Source organism: Mycobacterium asiaticum, from assembly GCF_001673635.1.
Taxonomy (GTDB): domain Bacteria; phylum Actinomycetota; class Actinomycetes; order Mycobacteriales; family Mycobacteriaceae; genus Mycobacterium; species Mycobacterium asiaticum_C.
On record NZ_LZMH01000074.1, the window covers coordinates 49155 to 73042 of the forward strand.

Here is a 23888-nt window from a genome sequence, read left to right on the forward strand (position 1 = left end):
TTACGCCGCTTCTGGCAGCGGGTGCTTTTGCTCCTCCACCCGCTTCGGCCGGGTCACCTCACCGTTGATTCGGCCGGCGCCCCAGGTCAAGGCGGCGATCACCATCAACGTGAAGATCAGCACCAGGATCGAACCCACGGTGAACAACCACTGCGGCGCGCTCGGGTCCCGCTCGCGCTGCAGGATCGTGTTCTCAAACACGAACGGGCGGGTCATCTCCGGTTGAGCCGGCACCTCGGGGGCCGGGATCGCCTCGTCGGCCGGCTCGTAGATCGGCACGGCCGTCATGGTGTAGCCGTCCTGCACGCGCAGCAGCGTCTTCCATGTTCCCCAGACCGGGATGGGTTCGGTGGTGCGGTAGTGTCCGGGGCCGACCCGCTGCAGGCGGTCGATTATCAGACCGCGGTTGTTCTCCATCTTCCCCTGCCAGGACGTGATCGATACCCAGTCGGGGTCGTCCTTGATCATGTCCGGCGGGTTGATCTGGATATCGGCGGAGACCATGCGCTTACCGGGGTCGCTGGGCAACTCGGTCAGCTTGATGGTGGCGGTGTTCTGGCTCGGGATGAGGATGTGCAGGCCGTTGGCCACCGTCGCGCCGATCACCACCACCGTTGCCGCGACCAGCGAGATGCCGATCGCGCGGCGCGGCAGTGCTTGGCCGGTGAGCACCATGCCGGTCATAGCGCCGCAGACGCCCATCAAGATTGCCACCGGCACCGCCATCGCCAGGGCCTCGCCCCACATGCTGGTCGGCCACGGGTAGTGGTAGACCGCCCCGATCCACAGCGACTCCAGCCAGAGTCCGACGGTGCCGACCGCAAGACCGGTGACAGCGCCGAAGACGATCGGCCGCTTGAACAACGGGGTTAGCGCCAGGATCTCGACCACCAGGGCGGGCCCCAGGTACAGCGGGAACCAGTTGTGCGGCGCTCCAAGGATTGGACCGACGGTGAACGCGACGGCGCCGCGCAGCGCGATCGCGAACAGGGCGGCAATGATCGCCGCGCCCTTCCCCAGGGTCATGCGGGCCACGATCAACGCCAGCGCAGCGACGCCGGCGATCATCATCGGGTGGAATGCCAGCCGGAACTGCTGAACGCCGAAGTCGAATTCGATCTGATAGACGGACAGGCCGATCAAGAGCCCACCGCAGGACAGGTAGCGCAAGAACCGGACGAACGGCTTCTCCGGCGGCGCGTCCGGCAGCGCACGGCCGCCTTCGTACTCCAGCATCAGCACCGAGAACAAGGACAGCCCCGCGCCGCCGATCATCATCAGGTGCGTGGGGCCCCACAGGGTGACGTCCTGGCCGAAGATGCGGTGCCAGATGTCATCGAGCGGGAACCCGAACAGCGCGTACATGCCGCAGCCGGCCATCAACACGCCGCCGACCGGGGCGTGCCAGTTATCGGTGATGCGCACCGGGGCCGGTCCAGGCTCGTCGAACGGCAACGCAATCGCGATCATGCCGCCCAGGAAGATGCCGAACAGGCCGATGATGATGAAGTAGTGCGCGGGATTTGCCAGCGGCCCCGGATCGCGGCCTTCGCCGATGTGCCAGCTGACGTCCCAGATGAACCCGAACAGCGCGCAGATGATCGACGTCGTGTAGACCAGCACCGGCAGCGCCACCCAGGACGGACGCCGGAACTTGACGCCCAGCCAGTCGGCGAATTTCTCCAGCCACATGATCCGGCGGGTGCGGTGCGCCCAGCCGATGGCCAGCATGATCAGTGTGATGATCAGCGCAGCGACTGAAAGCCCGATTACCTGGCTCAGTTCGGCACCGCGAGCCGCTGGCGCCTCCGCAACAACCGACAATTCCACCGCGATCGCCTCCCGTTTTGCGCACGGCTGACTAGGACGAAGCTGTAATGCCCAATTGGGGCATCAGTCAATCCTGCTTTTCGCTGGAGCTTTTCCGGTTCCGCATTGCTATGTATAACACCACGCCGACGACGATCACTGCAGGTAGAAAAGCGGGTATCGCCAGCCAAATGCCGTGGTCGGCCAAATACTCGACGTGCAGGTCGGTCATAAAGAATTCATACCCGCACCGCCGACTTCCAACCCGGGCGGCTCGGGGTTACGTCCGAGGGCTGGACGGACCGCCCGCGCGGGATCCGTCGTCGTCGGGACCGTTACCCTAACCTGAACGGTTTTCCACCCGAGCCGCCCTCAGGGCGCGGCCATCGAGCATGGATCGCCCACGTTGCGTGCGATCAAGAAGTAGGGGAGTACCCGGTGACCCAAGCGCCGACTAGACCGACCAGCGATGCCGGCCCGGATGGCACCAGCGGCGAGGACATCCTCGCGGTAGCCCGCGAGCAGGTGCTCGAACGCGGCGAGGGACTGAGCAAGGACCAGGTGCTGCGGGTGCTGCAGTTGGCCGACGACCGGCTCGAAGAACTCCTCGCGCTGGCCCACGACGTGCGGATGCGCTGGTGCGGGCCCGAAGTCGAGGTCGAGGGCATCATCAGCTTGAAGACCGGCGGATGCCCCGAGGACTGCCATTTCTGCTCTCAGTCCGGGCTGTTCCAGTCCCCGGTGCGCAGCGCGTGGCTCGACATACCCAGCCTGGTCGAGGCCGCCAAGCAGACGGCCAAGTCCGGTGCCACCGAGTTCTGCATCGTCGCCGCGGTTCGCGGGCCCGACGAACGGTTGCTTGCCCAGGTCGCGGCCGGCATCGAAGCCATCCGCAACGAGGTGGACATCCAGATCGCCTGCTCGCTGGGCATGCTGACGGCCGAGCAGGTCGACCGGCTGGCGGCCATGGGCGTGCACCGCTACAACCACAACCTCGAGACCGCGCGTTCGTTCTTCACCAACGTGGTCACCACGCACACCTGGGAAGAGCGCTGGCAGACCCTGTCGATGGTGCGTGACGCGGGCATGGAGGTGTGCTGCGGCGGGATCCTGGGGATGGGCGAGACGCTGGAGCAGCGGGCGGAATTCGCGGCGGACCTGGCCGAGCTCGACCCCCACGAGGTCCCACTCAATTTCCTCAACCCGCGCCCCGGCACCCCGTTCGGCGACCTGGAGGTGCTGCCGGCAAGCGAGGCGTTGAAGGCCGTCGCCGCCTTCCGGCTGGCGTTGCCGCGCACCATGTTGCGGTTCGCGGGTGGGCGCGAGATCACCCTGGGCGACCTCGGCGCCAAGCAGGGCATCCTGGGCGGAATCAACGCCGTGATCGTCGGCAACTACTTGACCACTCTCGGCCGACCCGCCGAGGCCGATCTGGAGCTCCTCGAGGATCTGCAGATGCCGATCAAGGCGCTCAATGCCAGCCTGTAACCGGTGCTGATCGTGGCTGGTGAGCTGGGCGGTCCGGTGGCGGCCGGCGTCTACAACGTCTACACCGGCGAGTTGGCCGGCAGTGCCACGCCGACCGCAGCCCAGCTCGGTCTGGAGCCGCCCCGATTCTGCGCCGAATGCGGCCGCCGAATGATCGTGCAGGTCCGTCCGGACGGCTGGTGGGCCCGTTGTTCCCGCCACGGCCAGGTGGATTCGAACGACCTGGAGGCGCAGCGATGACCGGGGACCGCGTTTCCGGCGCGGAAGCCGAAATACCGCAGCCCGATGGTCCGCAACCCGAGGTATCGCAACCCGAGGGGCCGGTTGGGCCGCGTACCTCCCGCAACCGTGCCAGCGCCGTCGTGATGCTGGCCCTGGCGGCGTGCGGGGTGCTGGTGGGTGCGCTGTGGGCGTGGATCGCGCCGCCGGTGCACGCCGTGGTCGCGATCAGCCGTAAGGGCGAGCGGGTGCACGAGTACCTGGGCAGCGAATCGCAGAATTTCTTCGTGGCGCCGTTCGTGCTGCTGGGCCTGCTCGGCGTGCTGGCCGTGGTGGCGGCCGTCGCCGCGTGGCAGTGGCGCGATCATCGGGGACCGGAGATGGTGGGCGCGCTGACCGTGGGCCTGATCGGCGCGGCGGCCGCGGCAGCGGGCGTGGGCGCGTTGCTGGTACGCCTGCGCTACGGCGCGCTGGACTTCGACACGGTGCAGCTGTCCGGCGGCGACCATCAGCTGACCTATGTGCGGCAGGCGCCGCCGGTGTTCTTCGGCCACCTGCCCCTGCAGATCCTCGCGACGTTGCTGTCGCCGACCGCGGCCGCGTCGCTGGTCTACGCCCTGTGCGCCACCGGGACGGTCCGCGACGACCTGGGCGCCTATCCGCCGGTCAACCGGCCGGCGGCGGTGCTGCCGTCAGTACCCCCGACGCCGGTGCCCGACCAGCACTAGAGCGGGCGGCGGTGGATCTTGCGGCCGGTGATCACCTTCGCCGCGATCACTCCGAGCCGCGCCATCCCGGCGTAAGTCACCGGGTTGAACATGGTGGGCCACTTGGTGCGGATCAGGTGGTCGGTCAGCGGCCGGCCGGCGAAGCGGTCGATGAGCCAGCGCAGCGCCATCGGCGCCGACAACGGATGCAGCAGCATGTGCTCGTTGAACGCGTCGCGGTGGTAGGTGACGCTCGCGCCGCCCGCTGAATAGGAGTCGGCCAGCACGTCGATGTCGTCGACGGAGATGAGGTAGTCGTGCACCGCCTGGATAATCAGCACCGGCGGGGTCGGGACGGCGACTCCGAGAGTGGTGCTGTCGAAGACGTGCGCCACCGCCGGGGTGGCCAGGATGTCCTCGAGAGGTTCGTCGAGGAAGGTGCCCATGTCCAGGCGCGCCATCTTGACCACGGCCTCGGCCGTCGTCATCTTCTCCAGGCTGAGCAGCAGCTCCCGGCCCGCGTCGCTGGCGTGTTCCTTGATCATCCGGTCCAGGTCCGGATAGGTGTGGGCGAGGGCGGCGACCACCAGAGCCGGCAACCCGGCCAGCAGGCTGCCGTTGAGCCGACGGAAGGTGTTACCCAGGTTGCCGACGGGGGATCCCAGCACCGCGCCGACGATGTTCAGCTCGGGCGCGTAGTCCCCGCACAGTTCCGCGGCCCAGGCGCTGGCCAGCCCACCGCCGGAGTAGCCCCACAACCCCACCTGGGCGTCGGGGGACAGGTTGAACCGCTCCGAGCTCAACGTGGCGCGGATGCCGTCCAGGATCCGGTACCCAGGTTCGTAGGGTGCGCCCCACAGCCCGTTGAGTCCCTCGTGGTCGGGCACCGTGACCGCCCAACCCTCGGCGACCGCGGCCGAGATGAGCAGCAGCTCCAACTGCGCCAGGGACCCGATGGCCTTGGCGCGGCGCCGCAGCGCGTAGGAGGGAAAGCAGCGGGAGGTGATGGCGTCGATCGCGCACTGGTAGGAGATCAGCGGGATGGGCTTACCCGGCGCCTTATCGGCGGGCACCAGCACCGTCGTGACCGTTGCCTCGGGGTTGCCGTGCATGTCCGTCGTCCGGTACAGCAACTGGGTTGCGATGATGCGCTGCGGGATCAGGCCCAGGAATGCAAGCTCGACGTCGCGGGTGCGCAGCACGGTGCCGGGGGCGGCGTGCCGGAAGCCGGCCGGAGGCTGATAGAAGGGGTCGTCCTTGGGCAGCAGCGGGCGAACTTTGCGGTGCAGCTCCTCGTGTGGCGGCCGCCCGATCCACTCCGCGCCCGTCGCGCCTACCGCTTTGGCGAGCTCGACCATCAAGGCTCCCTTCGAGGCCCCGGCGTGCTCGCGCGCGTTCTGCCCTCGGTGGGATGGCGGCGCCGCCGGCCAGTCAGATTCCAGCACCAGCGCATGCCAAGCGCCAGCAGTTTCTTAAACAGCTCTTAGACAATGTACAGGTCTTGTACGGCTCGTCGAAACCAACGCGCGGTGTCGCCCGTCACAAGGCCGCACCCGGCGGGCGCAGCGCGGCGAACTCGTCGGTGACCCGCAGGTGCGAGTCGGTGAACCGGTACAGAGCCGCGGGGCGGCCGCCGCTGCGCCCGGATTGAGCGATGGTGCCGGTCTGGGTGATGACTCTGCGCCGGGCCAGCACCCGCTGCAGATTGGTCGCGTCGACCTGGTACCCCAACGCGGCGCCGTAGATGTCGCGCAGTGTCGACAGCGCGAATTCCTTTGGCGCCAGCCCAAACCCGATGTTGGTATAGGACAACTTGGCGACCAGCCGGGCGTGCGCGTGGGTAACCATGGGGCCGTGGTCGAACGCCATCTCCGGCAGCGAGTCCACCGGATGCCAGCGGGTGTCCGGCGGCAACTCGGGTGTGGCGGGGGAGGGGACCAGCCCTAGGAAGGTGGACGCGATCATCCGGGTGCCGGGCACCCGGTCGGGATCGGAGAACACCGCGAGTTGCTCCAGATGGGCTAGTTGGCGCACGTCGACTTTCTCGGCGAGTTGGCGGCGAACCGAGCTGTTCATGTCCTCGTCGTTGCGCAGCCGCCCGCCAGGCAATGACCACGCGCCCCGCTCGGGATCCCGGGCGCGTTGCCACAACAGCACGTTGAGCTGCGGTTTGTCCTTCCGGGTGCCACCGGCGACCGGCCGAACCTGGAACACAACCGCAAGCACCTCGTGGGCGGTGCTAGTATGGGGCATGTTTTCGATTATAAGTCGAAAACCTCCTGGGTGCGAAAGGAGTCACCAATGACGGTCCTGGCCCGCACGGTCACGTTCGCTGACGAGATGTCTTCCCGGATTATCGACTCGCAAACCGGCTACACCGGAGTCGAGGGAGACGCGAAGTGGGCCGCCGAAATTCGCCGTCTGGCCGAGCTTCGGGGTGCCACCATCCTGGCGCACAATTACCAGTTGCCCGCAATCCAGGATGTAGCCGACCACGTGGGGGACTCGCTGGCCCTGTCCAGGATCGCCGCCGAGGCGCCTGAGGACACCATCGTGTTCTGCGGCGTGCACTTCATGGCCGAGACGGCCAAGATCCTGAGCCCGGATAAGACCGTGCTGATTCCCGACCAGCGGGCCGGGTGCTCACTGGCCGACTCGATCACGCCCGACGAACTGCGCGCCTGGAAAGCCGACCACCCCGGCGCAGTCGTCGTCTCCTATGTCAACACCACCGCCGAGGTCAAGGCGCTGACCGACATCTGCTGCACGTCGTCGAACGCCGTCGACGTGGTGGCCTCGATCGACCCCGATCGGGAGGTGCTGTTCTGCCCCGATCAGTTCCTCGGCGCCCACGTGCGGCGGGTGACCGGTCGCACCAATCTGCACGTATGGGCCGGCGAGTGCCACGTGCACGCCGGGATCAACGGCGACGAACTCACCGAGCAGGCGCGGTCCAATCCGGACGCGGAGCTGTTCGTCCATCCCGAATGTGGTTGTGCCACATCGGCTTTGTACCTGGCTGGGGAAGGTGCCTTCCCCGCGGAGCGGGTCAAGATCTTGTCCACCGGCGGCATGCTCGACGCCGCCCACGAAACCCGTGCCCGCAAAGTGCTGGTGGCCACCGAGGTCGGCATGCTGCACCAATTGCGAAAGGCGGCACCCGAAGTCGACTTCCAGGCCGTCAATGACCGGGCCTCGTGCCGGTACATGAAGATGATCACCCCCGCAGCGCTGTTGCGGTGCCTGGTGGAAGGCGCCGACGAGGTCCACGTCGCTCCTGACGTCGCCGCCGCGGGCCGGCGCAGCGTGCAGCGAATGATCGAGATCGGGCAACCGGGCGGTGGCGAATGACGATCGCCCCGCTGTGGCGCGACGACGCCGACGTCGTGGTGATCGGCATGGGCGTCGCCGGACTGGCGGCGGCGCTGGCGGCCCACCGTGCGGGCAGCCGTGTCGTCGTGCTCAACAAGGCGGCCCAGACGCGGGGCGTCACGGCGACGCACTACGCCCAGGGCGGCATCGCGGTGGTGCTGCCCGACAACGACGACTCGATCGAAGCCCACGTCGCGGACACCTTGGCCGCGGGTGCGGGGCTGTGCGATCCCGACGCGGTGTACTCGATCGTCGCCGACGGCTACCGCGCTGTCTGTGAATTGGTCGGTGACGGAGCACAATTCGACGAAGCCGTGCCCGGGCGGTGGGATGTGACGCGGGAAGGCGGCCATTCGCGCCGGCGCGTCGTGCACGCGGGCGGGGACGCCACCGGCGCGGAGGTGCAGCGCACCCTCGATGACGCCGGACGGGTGCTGGACATCCGCAGCGGCCACGTCGTCCTGCGGGTGCTGCACGACGACTCCGCGGTGACCGGTGTCCTGGTGAACAGCCCTGACGGCCTCGGCATCATCACCGCCCCCGCGGTGATCCTGGCCACCGGCGGGCTCGGGCACCTCTACGGCGCGACCACCAATCCGGACGGTTCCACCGGTGACGGCATCGCGCTGGCGCTGTGGGCCGGGCTGGCGGTCAGCGATCTCGAGTTCATCCAGTTCCACCCAACCATGCTCTATTCCGTCGATGGCGCTGGCCGGCGGCCGCTGATCACCGAGGCGCTCCGCGGCGAGGGCGCGACACTGCTTGACAGTCAAGGTAATTCGATCACCGCCGGGGTGCATCCGATGGGTGACCTGGCCCCCCGCGACGTCGTGGCGGCGGCCATCGATGCCAGGTTGAAGGCGACCGGCGACCGATGCGCTTACCTGGACGCGCGAGGCATCCCCGGCCTCGAGGCGCGGTTCCCGACCGTGACGGCCGCATGCCGCAGTGCCGGCATCGACCCGGTGCGGCAGCCCATCCCTATCGCGCCCGGGGCGCACTACAGCTGCGGCGGCGTCGTGACCGACGTGTACGGCCAAACCGAGCTGCCCGGGCTCTACGCCGCGGGCGAGGTCGCGCGGACCGGCATGCACGGCGCCAACCGGCTGGCCTCCAACAGCCTGCTGGAGGGTTTGGTGGTCGGTGGCCGCGCCGGTAAGGCCGCGGCCGCGCATGCCGTTTTGGCGGGGCGCCCGAATGGGTCGGTGCGGCCCGACCTGGCCGTCCACACCGCGCTGCAGCGCGGCGAGCTGCAACAGGCCATGAGCCGCGACGCCTCGGTCGAGCGGGACGCCGCCGGATTGCGACGCCTGACCGAAATGCTCAGTGCCGCACCGGTTCGCACCGAGTTGGGTCGGCGCGACGTCGAGGACGTGGCCCTGACGCTGGCCGCCCGCGCGGTCACCGCCGCGGCCCTGGCGCGTACCGAAAGCCGCGGCTGTCACCACCGCGCCGAGTATCCGTCGCCCGGCGCCGAGCCGGGACGCAGCGCGCTGATCCGGCTGGCCCCCGACGGCAACGAGGTGCAACTGGAAGCGCTGGCGGCGGTCGGCTGATGTTCCTCGACGACGCCGAGCGGGCCGACGCCCGCGAGACCATTCGGCGCGGACTCAACGAGGACCTGCGCTACGGCCCGGACGCCACCACGCTCGCGACGGTGTCGGCCGGCGCGGTGGCCACGGCGTCGATGGTGCCCAGGGAGTGCGGGGTGGTTGCCGGGGTCGATGTTGCGTTGCTGGTGCTCGACGAGGTGATCGGCCGCGACGGGTACCAGGTGCTGCACCGGGTCGAAGACGGTGAGCGGCTCAAGGCCGGGGAGCCGCTGCTGACCGTGCAGGCCGAAACGCGCGGCCTTTTGACCGCGGAACGCACCATGCTGAACCTGGTGTGCCATCTGTCCGGCATCGCCACCGTGACCGCCGCTTGGGTGGAAGCGGTGCAGGGGACCAAGGCGAAGGTCCGCGACACGCGCAAGACCCTGCCCGGGCTACGCGCGCTGCAGAAGTACGCGGTTCGGGTCGGCGGCGGCGTCAATCATCGGCTCGGGCTCGGCGATGCGGCGTTGATCAAGGACAACCACGTCGCGGCGGCGGGGTCGGTGGTCGAGGCACTGCGCGCGGTGCGGGCCGCGGCCCCCAGCCTGTCCTGCGAAGTCGAGGTCGACTCGCTGGAGCAACTGGACGAGGTGCTGGTGGAGAAGCCCGAGCTGATCCTGCTGGACAACTTCCCGGTCTGGCAGACCCAGATGGCCGTGCAGCGCCGGGATGCGCGCGCGCCGGAGGTGCTCCTCGAGTCGTCGGGCGGGCTGAGCCTCGAGACCGCCAAGACCTACGCCGGAACCGGGGTGGACTATTTGGCCGTGGGCGCCTTGACGCATTCGGTGCGGGTCTTGGATATCGGCCTGGACATGTAGCTAACCGGTCAGCAACACGCGCGCAGCTGCCTTGGCGGCATGCAAAGCGGCCGCGTCACCGGTAGTACGGGACAGGATCAGCGCTCCCTCGATCAGCGAAATCACCGCCAGGCCAACCTGTTCCGCACGTTCCGGCGACCAGCCGTCGGACCGCAGCCGCTCCTGGATCGCCGCGCACCAGGAGCCGAACACCCGCGCCGAGGCGGCGCGAACCTCGGGGCTGGAATGGACCGCCTCGGTGGCCAGCGGTTCGACCGGGCAGCCGTCGCGGTGATCGTTGGCCAGTCCCGCCGCCAGCACGTCGATCCAGCGATCAACGACGTCGGCTACCGGATGCTCGCTGGCGAGGAACTGGCGCAGCAGTTGTTCGATGCCGGTTCCGACGTGGTCAACGACCGCGGCGGCCAACCCCTGCTTGCCCTGGGGGAAGTGGTGATACAGGGATCCGGGTTTGACGCCGGCCGCCTCGAGGATTTGGTTGAGGCCCGTCGCGGCGTAGCCCTGGCGCCGGAACAGGGTGGCGGCGGTGTCGATGAGGGCTGCACGGCTGCGATCGGGGCGGGGCACATTCCACACGATACTTGCTTTACTTGAGTGATTACTCAACAATGCTGACATGAGGCAGTTACGACACACCGAACCCGGCCGCTACGAATGGCGGGAGGTCGCGGATCCGACAATCGAGAACTCCGGGCAGGCCCTGGTCCGCCCCCTGGCGGTGGCGTGCTGCGACCTGGACGTCGCGGTCTCGCAGGGTCGGTTGCCGCTGCCGCCGGGATACGCCGTGGGTCACGAGGGCGTGGCCGAGGTCGTCGCGGTGGGTGACGGCGTGACCAGCGTGCGGGTCGGCGATCGGGTGGTCGTGCCATTCCAGATCAACTGCGGTACGTGCCGCGAGTGCCGCCGCGGCGTCACCGGCTCGTGCGGCTCGCTGCCGTTGCTGGCGATGTACGGCATGGGGCCGATCGCGGGGCTGGACGGCGGCGGATTCATGTCCGATTTGGTGTCGGTGCCCTACGCCTACGCGATGCTGATCCCGGTGCCCGACGGGGTCGACCCGGTGGCCATCGCCTCCCTGTCGGACAACATCCCCGACGGCTGGCGCACGGTGGCGCCGTTCGCCGACGAGCTGGCCGGCCTCGACGCCGCTGACCGCCGGGTGCTGGTCGTCGGCCGGCTGTCGATCGGGTTGTACGCCACCGCGTTTGCCGCTGCCCTCGGCGCGCAGGTCGACTACGTCGACACCGACGCCGGGCGCCTCTCGGCGGCCGAGAAGCTCGGCGCCACGGTGCACGACCGGCACAAGCCGGCCAAGGAATGGGATCCGTATCCGGTGACGGTGAACACGTCGGCCGATCCGGCGGCGCTGGTCGCGACGTTGCGGGCCACCTGGCCCGACGGCGTGTGCACCGACACCGGGATCTACTACCAGCCCGTCGACCTGGGTTTGCTGCCGCTGTACACCCGCGGTGTGAGGTTTGTCACCGGCCGGGTGAACGCCCGCGCCGCCATCCCGGCAGTGCTGGATTTGCTGGCGGGGGGAGCCGACCTGTCACCGGTGCTCGATCGCGTGGTCCCCTGGGAGGACGCGCCGTCGGTGTGGCCCGCGATGACCGGCAAGACCGTCTACACCAGGGCCTGATGCGGTCGCCCGTCAGGCGATGTCGGCGACGAAGATCGCCATCCGGCGCAGCTGCACTCGCGCCAGGAAGGGCAGCCCGTCGGCGCTGGAGCCGGCCTCCAGGATCCGCGGGTTGGTGATGTGCACCGTGCGGCGGGTGTAGTTGACGTCGGCTTCCCCAGCGGCCAGCACGTTCTTGACCCAGTCCGTCTTGCCATGGCCCAATGCGATGGCAAGCAGGTTGCCTTTGCGGAAGGTGGACACAATCGTCTGGTACTGCTTTCCGGACTTGCGGCCGCGGTGGGAGATGGTGGCGGTGCCGGGCAGATAACGCACGATCGGTTTGAGCGCCGGGTTGAGGTATTTGACTTGCAGGTTCTCGAACCACACCGGGTAGACCATCGGAACGCCTGGTGCGTTGTTGGGGTGCTGATTCTTTGCCGACATGGCGGCTCCACCTTTTCTCCGGCTTGCGCTGTTCAAACGGCAGACTACCGGTCGGATAACGACTTGAGCTGCTCTGGGACAATGGCTTATATGACCACTTCGACCGCGCTGCCGGCCCGGATGGATTTGCGGGGCCAGGAGTTGACGGCTGCGCGGCTGCGGACGGCGTTGCCGCGCGGCGGCGTCGACGTGGAGTCGGTGTTACCGACGGTGCGACCGATCGTGGCGGCCGTCGCCGAGCACGGGGTCGCGGCGGCGCTGGAATACGGCGCGAAGTTCGACGGGGTCCGGCCCTCGGCGGTGCTGGTCCCGCAGGCCGCGATGGACGCCGCGCTGAGCGGCCTTGACGGGGACGTCCGCGACGCGCTGCAGGTGATGATCGAGCGGACCCGGGCGGTGCACGCTGACCAGCGCCGCAGTAACACCACCACCACGCTCGGCCCCGGCGCGACTGTCACCGAACGCTGGCTGCCGGTCGAACGCGTGGGTCTCTACGTGCCGGGCGGAAACGCGGTCTATCCGTCGAGTGTGGTGATGAACGTGGTGCCGGCCCAGGCGGCCGGTGTCGGCTCGCTGGTAGTGGCCAGCCCACCGCAGGCGAACTTCGGCGGGCTCCCGCACCCGACCATCCTGGCCGCGGCGGCGCTGCTGGGAGTCGACGAGGTCTGGGCGGTCGGCGGGGCGCAGGCGGTCGCTCTGCTGGCCTATGGCGGCACAGACACCGGTGGTGCGACGCTGGCACCGGTCGACATGATCACCGGCCCCGGCAACATCTACGTCACCGCAGCCAAACGACTCTGCCGCTCGCTGGTCGGCATCGACGCCGAAGCCGGGCCCACCGAGATCGCCATCCTTGCCGATGAGACCGCCGATCCCGCGCACGTGGCCGCCGACCTGATCAGCCAGGCCGAACACGACGAGATGGCCGCCAGCGTCCTGGTCACCCCGAGCCTCGCGCTCGTCGAGGCCACCGAGGCCGAAGTGGCCGCCCAGCTGCAGACCACGGTGCACCGCGAACGGGTGACCGCCGCGCTGTCTGGCCCGCAGTCCAAGATCATCCTGGTCGACGATCTCGATGCCGGCGTGCAGGTGGTCAATGCCTACGCCGCCGAACACCTGGAGATCCAGACCGCCGACGCGTCGCAAATCGCCGGCCGGGTCCGCGCCGCCGGAGCCATTTTCGTCGGCCCCTATGCGCCGGTCAGCCTCGGTGACTACTGCGCGGGCTCCAACCACGTGCTGCCCACCGCGGGCAGCGCCCGCTACTCCAGCGGTCTGTCGGTGCAGACCTTCCTGCGCGGCATTCACGTCGTCGATTACACCGAGGCCGCCCTCAAAGACGTCTCTGGTCACGTCGTCGCGCTGGCAAAGGCCGAGGATTTGCCGTCGCACGGCGAGGCGGTACGCCGGAGGTTCGAGCGGTGAGCACCGTCAAACCGAGCCTCGACGACCTTCCGCTGCGCGATGACCTGCGCGGCAAATCCCCATACGGCGCACCACAACTAGATGTGTCGGTGCGGTTGAACACCAACGAGAACCCGCACCCGCCCACCCAGGCGCTGGTCGACGACGTGGTCCGATCGGTGCGGGAGGCGGCGGCGGACCTGCACCGGTACCCCGACCGGGACGCGGTGGCCCTGCGCACCGACCTCGCCGCCTACCTGACCCTGCAGACCGGTGTTCGGATCGGGGTCGAAAACGTCTGGGCTGCAAATGGTTCCAATGAGATTCTGCAACAACTGCTGCAGGCGTTCGGCGGTCCCGGGCGTAGCGCGATCGGTTTCGTGCCGTCATACTCGATGCACCCGATCATCTCCGACGCCACCCGCACTGAGTGGTTGGAAACGGTCCGCGCCGAGGACTTCGGCCTGGATATCGAGCGGGCGGTGGCCGCGGTCGTCGAGCGCAGACCCGACGTGGTGTTCATCGCCAGCCCGAATAACCCATCCGGACAGAGTGTTTCGCTCGACGAGCTGCGCAAGCTACTGGACGTGGTGCCGGGCATCCTGATCGTTGACGAGGCGTACGGCGAGTTCTCCTCGCAGCCCAGTGCCGTGACGCTGGTCGAGGAGTACCCGACCAAGCTGATCGTCACCCGCACCATGAGCAAGGCCTTCGCGTTCGCCGGCGGCCGGCTGGGCTACCTGATCGCCACCCCCGCGCTCGTCGACGCCATGCTGCTGGTGCGGTTGCCCTACCACCTGTCGTCGGTCACTCAGGCCGCCGCGCGGGCGGCGCTGCGGCACGCCGATGACACGCTGGGCAGCGTCGCGACCCTGATCGCCGAACGGGAACGGGTATCGACAGCCTTGCGCGGCATGGGTTTTCGGGTGATTCCGAGCGACGCGAACTTCGTTTTGTTCGGCGAGTTCGCCGATGCGCCGGGCGCCTGGCAACACTACCTGGATGCCGGTGTGCTGATCCGCGACATCGGCATCCCCGGTTATCTGCGCGCCACCACCGGACTGGCCGAGGAAAACGACGCCTTCCTGCGGGCGAGTGCCCAGATCGCCGTCACCGAACTGGCCAGCCCCACTCCGATACCAGCCCCACTCCGTTAGGACCACCATGACCACCACCGACACCCGGACGCGTTGGGCGCGCATCGAACGCCGTACCCGCGAATCCGACATCGTCATCGAACTCGACCTGGACGGCACCGGGCAGGTCGACATCGACACCGGAGTCCCGTTCTACGACCACATGCTGACGGCGCTGGGCAGCCACGCCAGCTTTGACCTGATGGTGCGCACCAAGGGTGACGTGGAGATCGAAGCCCACCACACCGTCGAGGACACCGCGATCGCGCTGGGTCAGGCGCTCGCGCAGGCGCTCGGTGACAAGAAGGGCATTCGGCGCTTCGGCGACGCGTTCATTCCGATGGACGAGACACTGGCGCATGCCGCCGTGGACGTTTCCGGCCGTCCCTACTGTGTACACAGCGGGGAACCGGATCACCTGCAGCACACCACGATCGCCGGCAGCTCGGTGCCCTATCACACCGTGATCAACCGGCACGTGTTCGAATCGCTGGCCATGAACGCCCGCATCGCGCTGCACGTGCGCGTCCTCTACGGGCGCGACCCGCACCACATCACCGAAGCGCAGTACAAAGCCGTCGCCCGGGCCCTGCGCCAGGCCGTCGAGCCCGATCCGCGTGTCTCGGGTGTGCCATCCACCAAAGGTGTTCTGTGAGTAGTAAATCCGTCGTAGTGCTGGACTATGGCTCAGGCAACCTGCGGTCGGCGCAGCGCGCGCTGGAGCGCGTCGGTGCCGACGTCGAGGTCACTGCGGACGGCGAGGCGGCGCTGGCAGCCGACGGGCTGGTGGTGCCCGGCGTCGGCGCGTTCGAGGCGTGCATGACCGGGTTGCGCAAGATCGGCGGCGAGCGGATCATCGCCGAGCGCGTCGCGTCCGGCCGCCCGGTGCTGGGTGTCTGCGTGGGCATGCAGATCCTGTTCGCCCGCGGCGTCGAGTTCGGCGTGGAGACAACGGGTTGCGGCCAGTGGCCCGGCGCGGTGACCCTGCTGGACGCCCCGGTGATCCCGCACATGGGATGGAACGTGGTCAGTCCCGCGTTGGACAGCGTGCTGTTCAACGGGGTGGACACCGACACCCGGTTCTACTTCGTACACTCCTACGCCGCGCAGCGGTGGGAAGGTTCTCCCGAGGCGATGTTGACGTGGGCGACACATCAGGTGCCGTTTCTGGCGGCGGTCGAGGACGGGCCCCTGTCGGCGACGCAATTCCACCCCGAGAAGAGCGGCGATGCCGGCGCGCTGATTCTGCGCAACTGGGTCGAGGGGCTGTAGGGATGTCGCTGATTCTGTTGCCGGCGGTCGATGTCGTCGACGGCCGCGCCGTGCGCCTGGTGCAGGGCAAGGCCGGCAGTGAAACCGAGTACGGCTCGGCGCTGGACGCCGCGCTGGGCTGGCAGCGTGACGGCACCGACTGGATTCACCTGGTCGACCTGGACGCCGCGTTCGGGCGCGGGTCCAACCGGGAACTGCTCGCCGAGGTGGTGGGCAAGCTGGACGTGCAGGTCGAGCTGTCCGGGGGTATCCGCGACGACGAATCCCTGGCCGCTGCGCTGGCCACCGGGTGCGCGCGGGTCAACGTGGGCACGGCGGCACTGGAAAACCCGCAGTGGTGTGCCCGGGCGATCGCCGAGCACGGTGACCGCGTCGCGGTGGGACTCGACGTGCAGATCGTCGACGGACAACACCGGCTGCGCGGCCGCGGTTGGGAGACCGACGGCGGCGACCTGTGGGAGGTGTTGGACCGCCTCGACGCCGAGGGGTGCTCGCGCTACGTCGTCACCGACGTCACCAAGGACGGCACGCTGGCCGGCCCCAACCTGGACCTGCTGGCCCAGGTCGCCGCGCGTACCGATGCGCCGATAATCGCCTCGGGCGGCGTGTCCAGCCTGGACGACCTGCGCGCCATCGCGACCCTGACCGACCGCGGCATCGAGGGAGCGATCGTGGGTAAGGCGCTGTACGCCGGGCGGTTCACGTTGCCGCAGGCACTGGACGCGGTGCGGGGGTAGCCGCGCAATGGATTTGGATGCATTGGTGGCCGAGGCGTCGGCCGTCCTGGACGACGCGGTTGAACCGTTCCTGGCCGGACACCGCGCGGAGTCGGCAGTGAGCAAGAAGGGCAACGACTTCGCCACCGAAGTCGACCTCGCCATCGAGCGCCAGGTGGTCGACGCGCTCGTCAAGGCCACCGGAATCGAGGTGCACGGCGAGGAATTCGGCGGCGCGGACGTCGACTCGCCGTGGGTCTGGGTGCTCGACCCGGTAGACGGCACCTTCAACTACGCGGCCGGGTCGCCGATGGCCGGGATCCTGCTCGGCCTGTTGCGCGACGGTGAGCCGGTGGCCGGGCTGACCTGGCTGCCGTTCATCGGTACGCGGTATACCGCCGTGGTCGGGGGACCGTTGATGAAGGACGGCGAACCGCAGCCGGCCCTGGAGCCCGCGTCGTTGGCTGACGCGCTGATCGGCGCCGGCTCGTTCAGCGCGGACTCGCGCGGCCGCTTTCCCGGCCGGTACCGGGTGGCGGTGCTGGAAAATCTCAGCCGGCTGTCCTCGCGGTTGCGTATGCACGGCTCCACCGGCCTCGACCTGGCCTATGTGGCCGACGGAATCCTGGGTGGCGCAATCAGTTTCGGCAGCCACGTGTGGGATCACGCGGCCGGGGTGGCGTTGGTCCGGGCGGCCGGCGGCATCGTCACCGATCTGGCCGGCGAGCCGTGGGTTCCGGCGTCGAAGTCCGCTCTGGCCGCGGCGCCCGGTGTGCACGCCGAGATCCTGGAGATCCTGCGCAGCACCGGCCAACCCGAGGACTACTAATGCCGAGCAGACACTTAAGTCCCCGACACGCCGACGAAAAAGGCGCTTTAGCGTCTGCTCGCGGGGGAGAGGTGCACCCCGCGCACACGGATGGGGACGGCCTGGCGGTGCGGGTGATCCCGTGCCTGGACGTCGACGGCGGGCGCGTGGTCAAGGGGGTCAATTTCGAAAACCTGCGCGACGCCGGCGATCCGGTCGAACTCGCGGCCGCCTATGACGCCGAGGGCGCCGACGAACTCACCTTCCTCGACGTGACCGCGTCCTCCTCGGGCCGGGCCACCATGCTGGACGTGGTGCGCCGCACCGCCGAGCAGGTGTTCATCCCGCTGACGGTCGGGGGCGGCGTGCGCACCGTCGCCGACGTCGACGTGCTGCTGCGCGCCGGCGCGGACAAGGTATCGGTCAACACCGCCGCCATCGCCCGCCCCGAGTTGCTCGCCGAAATGGCAAGACAATTCGGCTCCCAGTGCATCGTGCTGTCCGTCGACGCCCGCACGGTCCCCGCCGGCTCGCCGCCCACCACGTCGGGGTGGGAGGTCACCACTCACGGCGGTCGTCGGGGCACCGGCATCGACGCCGTCGAGTGGGCCGCGCGCGGCGCCGAGCTGGGGGTGGGGGAGATCCTGCTCAATTCGATGGACGCCGACGGCACCAAGGCGGGCTTCGATCTGGCCATGTTGCGCGCGGTCCGCGCGGCTGTCACGGTGCCGGTCATCGCCAGCGGCGGCGCGGGCGCCGTCGGGCACTTCGCGCCGGCCGTCGCCGCGGGAGCCGACGCCGTGTTGGCCGCCAGTGTGTTCCACTTCCGCGAGCTGACCATCGGCGAGGTCAAGGCCGCGATGGCCGCGGAAAAGATCACCGTGCGGATGGCCGCGCCATGACGCTGCACCCGGACATCGCCGGGCGGTTGAAGCGCAACGCCGACGGCCTGATCACCGCCGTCGTGCAGGAGCGCGGCAGCGGCGACGTGTTGATGGTCGCCTGGATGGACGACGACGCGCTGGCCCGCACGCTGGAAACCCGTGAAGCCACGTACTTTTCGCGGTCCCGCGGCGAACAGTGGATCAAAGGCGCCACCAGTGGGCACACCCAGCGCGTGCACGAGGTGCGCTTGGACTGCGACGGCGACACCGTGCTGCTGACCGTCGACCAGGTCGGCGGGGCGTGCCACACCGGCGATCACAGTTGCTTCGATGCCGCGGTGCTGTTGGAGCCGGGCACGGATTAGCCGGCCGCGACGTCCAGCCCGTTGGCGGCCACCAGGGCGGCGCGGGTCCATTCGCGGCGCTCGACGGCCGGCGCGATGCGCTCGCGACGGATCTCCTCGACGTCGATCGGCTTGCCCACGGTGGCCGCCACCGGCACGTGGAAGGCGAATGAGGGCCGGTCGGTGGCGATGGCCAGCAGCGCGTCGTGGTCGGTGAAATCGTTGGCGCGTAGGGTGCGCTCGGCCCAGCGCGTCGGCTTGAACTCACCGAAATCGTTGACGTAGACGACCCACAGCTTGATGCCGCGGGTGTCCTCGAGTCTTCTGAGGTCGCGCTCGATCACGGCACGTTCGGCGGGCCGCAGCACCCGGGCCTCGTCCGTTACCTGTTCGGTCAGATGCAGCGTCGGTGGCGCCGAGTTGTTGCCGGGCGGCGGCGCCGAGTGGGTGCTGGTGCCGCCGCCGCTGGGCTTGCCGGCCGGAGCGGCGGCCGGGTCGCCGGACGGACCGTGCAGCGCCACCAGGCCGAGCACCGCCGCGGCCACCACCAGCGCCACGGCCACCAGCGACGCGATCAACGTGCCGTGTCCGCGGTGGTGCGGAGGCGGCGGCAGCGGGGCTATGGGCGGGGGCGGGACAACCCCGACCGGCGGGTACAGAGTGCCCGGGGGTGCCGCCAACGCGGCCGCGAACTCTGCACAGGACGCGAACCGGCCAGCCGGCTCCTTCGCGAGCGCCCTGGTGATGACGGCGTCGAGGTGGGCCAGATCCGGACGTCGGGTGCTGAGCAGCGGCGGCGGCGCGGACAGTTGCTGGGCGATCACCACCGCCAGGTTGGAGTCCTGGAACGGGGCCGCACCGGTGAGCAACTGGAACGCCGTGCAGCCCAGCGCGTACTGGTCGGCCCGACCGTCCAGGTCGAACCCCTGCAGTTGCTCGGGCGCGCAGTAGGCGCTGGTGCCCATCGTCATATTCGTGGCGGTCAGACCGCTGCTCTGGCCCAGTTCGCGGGCAATGCCGAAATCGGCCAACAGAATCCGGCGCTTCGGCTGGCCGTCGCCGAGCAGGATGTTGGCCGGTTTGACGTCGCGGTGCAGCAAACCCCGCGAGTGCGCGTAGTCGAGCGCGTCGGCCACCGCCGAGACGATTTCGACGACCTCGGGCAGCGGCATCCCGGACGGGTACCGGGTGCGCAGCAATTCGTTGGCGTCGGTGCCCTCGACGTAGTCCATCGAGATCCACAGTTGGCCGTGATACTCGCCGCGGTCGTGGATGCCGACGATGTGTTCGTTGTACAGGCTCCCAGCCAGATCGGCCTCGCGGTTGAAGCGCTGGCGGAACTCGGAATTCGCGGTGAACTCCCGCGGCAGGATCTTCAGCGCGTCCCGGCGCGGCAGCCGTGGGTGCTGCGCGAGATAGACCTCGCCCATCCCGCCGGCCCCGAGCCGGCGGACGATGGTGAAGCCGGCGAACAGCTCGCCTTCTTTGAGGCCTCCGCCTTCGCCGGCGCTTGTTGGCATGGATGCATGCTAACGAGCCGTCCCCGGCAAAGCTCAACGATTGCGCAGCGTCGCCAAAGCCTTGTCGGCGTGGGTGTCCATGCTGATCTCGCTGGAGATCACCTCGAGCACCTTGCGGTCGGTGTCGATGACGAACGTGGTCCGTTTCACCGGCAGCAGTTTGCCGAGCAACCCGCGCTTGACGCCGAACTGGGTGGCGACCGTGCCGTCGGCGTCCGAGAGCAGCGGGTAGTCGAATTTCTGCGTGTCGGCGAACTTGGCCTGCTTCTGCACGGGGTCGGTGCTGATGCCGACCCGGTTGGCGCCGACGGCGGCGAACTCGGCGGCCAGGTCGCGGAAGTGGCAGGCCTCCTTGGTGCAGCCGGGGGTCATGGCCGCCGGGTAGAAAAAGAGCACCACGGGCCCGTCGGACAACAACTCGCTGAGTCTGCGCGGCGTGCCGGTCTGATCGGGAAGCTCGAAGTCGGCCACGGTGTCACCAGGTTTCATGGTCGACACGCTACGCGGGCTGCCGCCCAGCAATCTGGTTGGATGGTTCGGTGCACGCCAACCTCGCAGCCACGATCACGCGGGAAGAATTCCGCGCGCTGGCGGCCGAGCACCGGGTGGTCCCGGTGACCCGCAAGGTCTTGGCCGACAGCGAAACTCCGCTCTCGGCCTACCGGAAGCTGGCCGCCAACCGTCCCGGGACTTTCCTGCTCGAGTCGGCCGAGAACGGGCGGTCATGGTCGCGCTGGTCCTTCATCGGGGCCGGCGCCCCGACGGCGCTGAGCGTTCGCGACGGGCAGGCCGTGTGGCTGGGCGCCGTACCCAAGGATGCCCCCGCCGGGGGCGACCCGCTGGACGCGCTGCGCGCCACGTTGGAGGTGCTGGCGACCGCGGCTCCCCAGGAATCGCGCCCGGGATTGCCGCCGCTGTCCGGGGGCATGGTCGGGTTCTTCGCCTACGACATGGTGCGCCGCCTGGAGCGGCTGCCCGAACTCGCCGTCGACGATCTGCAACTGCCCGACATGCTGCTGCTGCTGGCGACCGACCTGGCCGCCGTCGACCACCACGAGGGCACCATCACCCTGATCGCCAACGCGGTGAATTGGAACGGCACCGACGAGCGGGTCGACTGGGCCTACGACGACGCCGTCGCCCGGCTGAATGTGATGACCGCGGCGCTCAGCCTGCCGGTGCCGTCGACGGTGGCGACGTTCGCCCGGCCCGAGCCGCGCCACCGTGCGCAGCGCACGGAGGACGAGTACGGCGCGATCGTCGAGTATCTGGTGGAGCAGATCGCGGCCGGTGAAGCGTTTCAGGTGGTGCCGTCGCAGCGTTTCGAGATGGACACCGACGTCGACCCGATCGACGTCTACCGCATGTTGCGGGTGACCAACCCCAGCCCGTACATGTATTTGCTGCAGATACCGGATAGCCAAGGCGCTGTTGACTTTTCGATCGTCGGATCCAGTCCCGAGGCGCTGGTGACCGTGCACGACGGGCGCGCGACCACCCATCCGATCGCCGGGACCCGCTGGCGCGGAGCCACCGACGAGGAAGACCTCCTGCTGGAAAAGGAGCTGCTGGCCGACGAGAAGGAACTCGCTGAGCATCTGATGCTGGTGGATCTGGGCCGCAACGACCTCGGCCGGGTCTGCGCGCCGGGCACCGTCCGCGTCGAGGATTACAGCCACATCGAACGCTATAGCCACGTGATGCACCTGGTGTCGACGGTGACCGGGCTGCTGGCCCAGGGGCAGACCGCGCTGGACGCCGTCACCGCCTGTTTCCCGGCCGGAACCCTGTCCGGTGCGCCGAAGGTGCGGGCGATGGAGCTGATCGAAGAGGTCGAGAAGACGCGTCGCGGCTTGTATGGCGGCGTGGTGGGCTACCTGGACTTCGCCGGTAACGCCGACTTCGCGATCGCCATCCGTACGGCGCTGATGCGCCGCGGCAAGGCCTACGTCCAGGCCGGTGGCGGCGTTGTCGCCGACTCCAACGGGCCCTACGAATACAACGAGGCCAGAAACAAGGCGCGGGCGGTGCTGAATGCGATCGCCGCTGCCGAGACACTCGCCAGCCCCGATATCGGCAACTCCGACTTCAGCGCGGTGCCTGGCGGTGGCTGATCGGCGGCGCCTCCCGATCGGGGTCGCCCAGGTGCTCCTGGTGGTGGCCGCCGGCCTGCTGTGGGGCGCTTCGCGGCTGACATGGGTGCTGATCCGGTCCTTCGACGGCCTGGGGCCACCCAAAGAGGTGGCGCTGTCGGGCACCACCTGGTCGAGCGCGCTGCTTCCGTTGGCGATCGTCGACCTGGCCGCAGCGGTGGCGGCGCTGGCCGTGCGGGGCTGGCAGTTGCGCGCCCTCGCCGCCCTGCTGGCGGCCGCGAGCTTTGCCACCGGCTATCTGGGCGTCAGCCTGTGGGCGGTGCCGGATGTGGCCGCGCGGGGCGCCGACCTCGCGCACGTCCCGGTGGCGACGCTGGTCGGCAGCGCGCGCCACTACTGGGGAGCCGGTGTCTCGGTGGCGGCGGCGCTCTGCACGCTGGTCGCCGCCGCGCTATTGCTGCGCGCGGCGTCGGGGGCTGGATCCGGCAGCACCAAGTACCTGGCGCCCGCCGCCCGTCGCTCGGCAGCGCGCGGGGGCGAGGCCGACGCGCAGCACGAAGGCGCCGAACCGGAGTTATCTGAACGGATGATGTGGGATGCTCTCGACGAGGGCCGTGACCCTACCGACCGGCCACCCGAGACGGACACCGAGGGGCGGTGACGGACCCTGTGAAGAGGGTCGCTACCCTTCTTGCACGTCGTCGCAATCGGTCGGCGCGTGGGGTGGTGGTGGTTCGCAACAGGGCCACTAAAGGCCACAGAGGGAAGGGAAACCGCAGGTATGAGTCCGGCCAACGTGCTTGACTCCATTCTTGAGGGAGTCCGGGCCGACGTTGCCGCGCGCGAAGCCCGCGTGAGTCTTTCGGAAATCAAGGCCCGCGCCGCCGCGGCTCCGCCGCCGCGCGACGTGATGGCCGCACTGCGTGAACCCGGCATCGGCGTCATCGCCGAGGTCAAGCGAGCCAGCCCGTCGAAGGGGCCCCTGGCCACCATCTCCGATCCAGCGAAGCTGGCCCGCGCCTACGAAGACGGCGGTGCCCGGATCATCAGTGTGCTGACCGAGGAACGACGTTTCCAGGGGTCACTGGACGATCTGGACGCGGTGCGCGCAGCGGTGTCAATCCCGGTGTTGCGCAAGGACTTTGTGGTGCAGCCGTATCAGATCCACGAGGCGCGCGCGCATGGCGCGGACATGCTGCTGTTGATCGTCGCCGCGCTGGACCAGTCGGCACTGGTGTCCATGCTGGACCGCACCGAGTCGCTCGGCATGACAGCGCTCGTCGAGGTGCACACCGAGGAGGAAGCCGACCGCGCGCTGAAGGCCGGAGCCAACGTAATCGGCGTCAACGCCCGCGATCTCACCACGCTCGAGGTCGACCGGGACTGCTTCGCGCGGATTGCACCCGGCCTGCCCAGCAACGTGATACGGATCGCCGAATCCGGTGTGCGGCACACAGGTGACCTGTTGGCCTACGCCGGTGCGGGCGCCGACGCCGTCCTGGTGGGTGAGGGTCTGGTGAAGAGCGGGGACCCGCGGGCCGCGGTCGCCGATCTGGTCACTGCCGGTACCCACCCGTCCTGTCCGAAGCCGGCTCGCTAGTTGTTGATGTGCCGCGCGCGCGTTGAGTCTTTCTG

General features: G+C 69.0%; 26 protein-coding genes. 18 read left to right on the forward strand and 8 right to left on the reverse strand.

Features of this window, described 5'->3' with window-relative positions:
* Both A5645_RS22575 and A5645_RS28230 read right to left on the reverse strand, forming a co-directional pair.
* Positions 1 to 1782: a hypothetical protein gene (locus tag A5645_RS22575; RefSeq protein WP_065131130.1), complete on the reverse strand. Its 1782-nt coding sequence runs from the start codon at positions 1780 to 1782 to the stop codon at positions 1 to 3.
* 115 nt (positions 1783 to 1897) lie between these two features.
* Positions 1898 to 2041 carry a hypothetical protein gene (locus A5645_RS28230; RefSeq protein ID WP_167659556.1) on the reverse strand — a complete coding sequence of 48 codons (144 nt, stop codon included), beginning with the start codon at positions 2039 to 2041 and terminating at the stop codon, positions 1898 to 1900.
* A 206-nt stretch (positions 2042 to 2247) separates the two neighbouring features.
* Between A5645_RS28230 and bioB the strand changes: the two genes are divergently transcribed.
* The 3 genes from bioB (at position 2248) to A5645_RS22590 (ending at position 4244) form a co-directional block, all read left to right on the forward strand.
* On the forward strand, positions 2248 to 3297 hold the full coding sequence (gene bioB / locus A5645_RS22580; RefSeq protein ID WP_065131102.1) for a biotin synthase BioB: 1050 nt from the start codon (positions 2248 to 2250) through the stop codon (positions 3295 to 3297).
* A gap of 3 nt (positions 3298 to 3300) precedes the next feature.
* Positions 3301 to 3537 carry a biotin synthase auxiliary protein BsaP gene (bsaP, locus tag A5645_RS22585; protein ID WP_172830592.1) on the forward strand — a complete coding sequence of 79 codons (237 nt, stop codon included), beginning with the start codon at positions 3301 to 3303 and terminating at the stop codon, positions 3535 to 3537.
* Positions 3538 to 3662: 125 nt separating this feature from the next.
* Entirely contained in the window at positions 3663 to 4244 is a 582-nt protein-coding gene (locus A5645_RS22590; protein WP_231123149.1) for a DUF2567 domain-containing protein, read from the forward strand.
* Here A5645_RS22590 and A5645_RS22595 read toward each other — a convergent pair.
* Together A5645_RS22595 and A5645_RS22600 are read right to left on the reverse strand one after the other, a co-directional pair.
* Positions 4241 to 5581: a lipase family protein gene (locus A5645_RS22595; protein ID WP_065131103.1), complete on the reverse strand. Its 1341-nt coding sequence runs from the start codon at positions 5579 to 5581 to the stop codon at positions 4241 to 4243. The two genes, A5645_RS22590 and A5645_RS22595, sit on opposite strands and share 4 nt — an antisense overlap.
* A 181-nt stretch (positions 5582 to 5762) precedes the next feature.
* Positions 5763 to 6476: an NUDIX hydrolase gene (locus A5645_RS22600; protein WP_065131104.1), complete on the reverse strand. Its 714-nt coding sequence runs from the start codon at positions 6474 to 6476 to the stop codon at positions 5763 to 5765.
* A 48-nt stretch (positions 6477 to 6524) separates the two neighbouring features.
* Here A5645_RS22600 and nadA point away from each other — a divergent pair, with 48 nt between their 5' ends.
* From nadA to nadC, 3 genes are read left to right on the forward strand one after another with little or no spacing between them, the layout of a single operon-like run.
* Positions 6525 to 7574, forward strand: coding sequence for a quinolinate synthase NadA (nadA, locus tag A5645_RS22605; protein WP_065131105.1), 1050 nt, complete (start codon positions 6525 to 6527; stop codon positions 7572 to 7574).
* Complete coding sequence (locus tag A5645_RS22610) at positions 7571 to 9151, forward strand: L-aspartate oxidase (RefSeq protein ID WP_065131106.1); 1581 nt, start codon at positions 7571 to 7573, stop codon at positions 9149 to 9151. The genes nadA and A5645_RS22610 overlap by 4 nt, the downstream gene beginning before the upstream one ends.
* On the forward strand, positions 9151 to 10008 hold the full coding sequence (nadC, locus tag A5645_RS22615) for a carboxylating nicotinate-nucleotide diphosphorylase (protein ID WP_065035969.1): 858 nt from the start codon (positions 9151 to 9153) through the stop codon (positions 10006 to 10008). The genes A5645_RS22610 and nadC overlap by 1 nt, the downstream gene beginning before the upstream one ends.
* On the opposite strand, the gene A5645_RS22620 is transcribed toward nadC, so the two are convergent.
* Positions 10009 to 10575 (reverse strand): TetR/AcrR family transcriptional regulator, encoded by a 567-nt coding sequence (locus A5645_RS22620; RefSeq protein ID WP_065036010.1) that lies wholly within the window; start codon positions 10573 to 10575, stop codon positions 10009 to 10011.
* A gap of 49 nt (positions 10576 to 10624) precedes the next feature.
* Between A5645_RS22620 and A5645_RS22625 the strand changes: the two genes are divergently transcribed.
* Positions 10625 to 11650: a zinc-dependent alcohol dehydrogenase gene (locus A5645_RS22625; protein ID WP_065131107.1), complete on the forward strand. Its 1026-nt coding sequence runs from the start codon at positions 10625 to 10627 to the stop codon at positions 11648 to 11650.
* 12 nt (positions 11651 to 11662) lie between these two features.
* On the opposite strand, the gene A5645_RS22630 is transcribed toward A5645_RS22625, so the two are convergent.
* Positions 11663 to 12076: a nitroreductase family deazaflavin-dependent oxidoreductase gene (locus A5645_RS22630; protein WP_065035971.1), complete on the reverse strand. Its 414-nt coding sequence runs from the start codon at positions 12074 to 12076 to the stop codon at positions 11663 to 11665.
* Positions 12077 to 12184: 108 nt separating this feature from the next.
* Here A5645_RS22630 and hisD point away from each other — a divergent pair, with 108 nt between their 5' ends.
* The 8 genes from hisD (at position 12185) to hisI (ending at position 18661) form a co-directional block, all read left to right on the forward strand.
* Positions 12185 to 13501, forward strand: coding sequence for a histidinol dehydrogenase (hisD, locus tag A5645_RS22635; RefSeq protein ID WP_155768132.1), 1317 nt, complete (start codon positions 12185 to 12187; stop codon positions 13499 to 13501).
* On the forward strand, positions 13498 to 14637 hold the full coding sequence (locus A5645_RS22640; RefSeq protein WP_065131109.1) for a histidinol-phosphate transaminase: 1140 nt from the start codon (positions 13498 to 13500) through the stop codon (positions 14635 to 14637). The genes hisD and A5645_RS22640 overlap by 4 nt, the downstream gene beginning before the upstream one ends.
* Positions 14638 to 14644: 7 nt before the next feature.
* Positions 14645 to 15271 carry an imidazoleglycerol-phosphate dehydratase HisB gene (gene hisB, locus A5645_RS22645; protein WP_036355907.1) on the forward strand — a complete coding sequence of 209 codons (627 nt, stop codon included), beginning with the start codon at positions 14645 to 14647 and terminating at the stop codon, positions 15269 to 15271.
* Complete coding sequence (gene hisH / locus A5645_RS22650) at positions 15268 to 15888, forward strand: imidazole glycerol phosphate synthase subunit HisH (RefSeq protein ID WP_065035975.1); 621 nt, start codon at positions 15268 to 15270, stop codon at positions 15886 to 15888. Before hisB ends, hisH begins: the two co-directional genes overlap by 4 nt.
* Before the next feature lie 2 nt (positions 15889 to 15890).
* Positions 15891 to 16625, forward strand: a complete 735-nt coding sequence (gene priA / locus A5645_RS22655) for a bifunctional 1-(5-phosphoribosyl)-5-((5-phosphoribosylamino)methylideneamino)imidazole-4-carboxamide isomerase/phosphoribosylanthranilate isomerase PriA (RefSeq protein ID WP_065035976.1) — start codon at positions 15891 to 15893, stop codon at positions 16623 to 16625.
* Positions 16626 to 16632: 7 nt separating this feature from the next.
* The gene (locus tag A5645_RS22660) at positions 16633 to 17433 is read left to right on the forward strand and encodes an inositol monophosphatase family protein (protein WP_065035977.1); all 801 of its coding nucleotides are present in this window, start codon (positions 16633 to 16635) and stop codon (positions 17431 to 17433) included.
* Between the two features lie 71 nt (positions 17434 to 17504).
* A complete protein-coding gene (gene hisF / locus A5645_RS22665) occupies positions 17505 to 18314 on the forward strand; it encodes an imidazole glycerol phosphate synthase subunit HisF (protein WP_065035978.1) in 810 nt (269 codons plus the stop codon).
* Complete coding sequence (hisI, locus tag A5645_RS22670) at positions 18311 to 18661, forward strand: phosphoribosyl-AMP cyclohydrolase (RefSeq protein ID WP_065035979.1); 351 nt, start codon at positions 18311 to 18313, stop codon at positions 18659 to 18661. The genes hisF and hisI overlap by 4 nt, the downstream gene beginning before the upstream one ends.
* On the opposite strand, the gene A5645_RS22675 is transcribed toward hisI, so the two are convergent.
* On the reverse strand, positions 18658 to 20160 hold the full coding sequence (locus A5645_RS22675) for a serine/threonine-protein kinase (protein ID WP_065035980.1): 1503 nt from the start codon (positions 20158 to 20160) through the stop codon (positions 18658 to 18660). The genes hisI and A5645_RS22675 overlap by 4 nt on opposite strands.
* Positions 20161 to 20193: 33 nt before the next feature.
* Positions 20194 to 20649: a peroxiredoxin gene (locus A5645_RS22680; protein WP_065035981.1), complete on the reverse strand. Its 456-nt coding sequence runs from the start codon at positions 20647 to 20649 to the stop codon at positions 20194 to 20196.
* A 50-nt stretch (positions 20650 to 20699) separates the two neighbouring features.
* Here A5645_RS22680 and A5645_RS22685 point away from each other — a divergent pair, with 50 nt between their 5' ends.
* From A5645_RS22685 to trpC, 3 genes are all read left to right on the forward strand, one after another.
* Positions 20700 to 22274 carry an anthranilate synthase component I gene (locus tag A5645_RS22685; protein ID WP_065036011.1) on the forward strand — a complete coding sequence of 525 codons (1575 nt, stop codon included), beginning with the start codon at positions 20700 to 20702 and terminating at the stop codon, positions 22272 to 22274.
* On the forward strand, positions 22261 to 22914 hold the full coding sequence (locus A5645_RS22690; RefSeq protein WP_065131131.1) for a TIGR02234 family membrane protein: 654 nt from the start codon (positions 22261 to 22263) through the stop codon (positions 22912 to 22914). Before A5645_RS22685 ends, A5645_RS22690 begins: the two co-directional genes overlap by 14 nt.
* A 120-nt stretch (positions 22915 to 23034) precedes the next feature.
* Complete coding sequence (gene trpC / locus A5645_RS22695; RefSeq protein WP_065035982.1) at positions 23035 to 23853, forward strand: indole-3-glycerol phosphate synthase TrpC; 819 nt, start codon at positions 23035 to 23037, stop codon at positions 23851 to 23853.
* Positions 23854 to 23888: the final 35 nt, after the last annotated feature.

What these genes read in the sequence shown, in the direction of transcription:
- A5645_RS28230 (WP_167659556.1), bottom strand. Translation starts at nt 2,041, where the DNA reads ATGACCGACCTGCACGTCGAGTATTTGGCCGACCACGGCATTTGGCTG.
- A5645_RS22590 (WP_231123149.1), top strand. Translation starts at nt 3,663, where the DNA reads ATGCTGGCCCTGGCGGCGTGCGGGGTGCTGGTGGGTGCGCTGTGGGCG.
- A5645_RS22595 (WP_065131103.1), bottom strand. Translation starts at nt 5,581, where the DNA reads ATGGTCGAGCTCGCCAAAGCGGTAGGCGCGACGGGCGCGGAGTGGATC.
- A5645_RS22600 (WP_065131104.1), bottom strand. Translation starts at nt 6,476, where the DNA reads ATGCCCCATACTAGCACCGCCCACGAGGTGCTTGCGGTTGTGTTCCAG.
- nadA (WP_065131105.1), top strand. Translation starts at nt 6,525, where the DNA reads ATGACGGTCCTGGCCCGCACGGTCACGTTCGCTGACGAGATGTCTTCC.
- A5645_RS22610 (WP_065131106.1), top strand. Translation starts at nt 7,571, where the DNA reads ATGACGATCGCCCCGCTGTGGCGCGACGACGCCGACGTCGTGGTGATC.
- nadC (WP_065035969.1), top strand. Translation starts at nt 9,151, where the DNA reads ATGTTCCTCGACGACGCCGAGCGGGCCGACGCCCGCGAGACCATTCGG.
- A5645_RS22625 (WP_065131107.1), top strand. Translation starts at nt 10,625, where the DNA reads ATGAGGCAGTTACGACACACCGAACCCGGCCGCTACGAATGGCGGGAG.
- A5645_RS22630 (WP_065035971.1), bottom strand. Translation starts at nt 12,076, where the DNA reads ATGTCGGCAAAGAATCAGCACCCCAACAACGCACCAGGCGTTCCGATG.
- hisB (WP_036355907.1), top strand. Translation starts at nt 14,645, where the DNA reads ATGACCACCACCGACACCCGGACGCGTTGGGCGCGCATCGAACGCCGT.
- priA (WP_065035976.1), top strand. Translation starts at nt 15,891, where the DNA reads ATGTCGCTGATTCTGTTGCCGGCGGTCGATGTCGTCGACGGCCGCGCC.
- A5645_RS22660 (WP_065035977.1), top strand. Translation starts at nt 16,633, where the DNA reads ATGGATTTGGATGCATTGGTGGCCGAGGCGTCGGCCGTCCTGGACGAC.
- hisI (WP_065035979.1), top strand. Translation starts at nt 18,311, where the DNA reads ATGACGCTGCACCCGGACATCGCCGGGCGGTTGAAGCGCAACGCCGAC.
- A5645_RS22675 (WP_065035980.1), bottom strand. Translation starts at nt 20,160, where the DNA reads ATGCCAACAAGCGCCGGCGAAGGCGGAGGCCTCAAAGAAGGCGAGCTG.
- A5645_RS22680 (WP_065035981.1), bottom strand. Translation starts at nt 20,649, where the DNA reads ATGAAACCTGGTGACACCGTGGCCGACTTCGAGCTTCCCGATCAGACC.
- trpC (WP_065035982.1), top strand. Translation starts at nt 23,035, where the DNA reads ATGAGTCCGGCCAACGTGCTTGACTCCATTCTTGAGGGAGTCCGGGCC.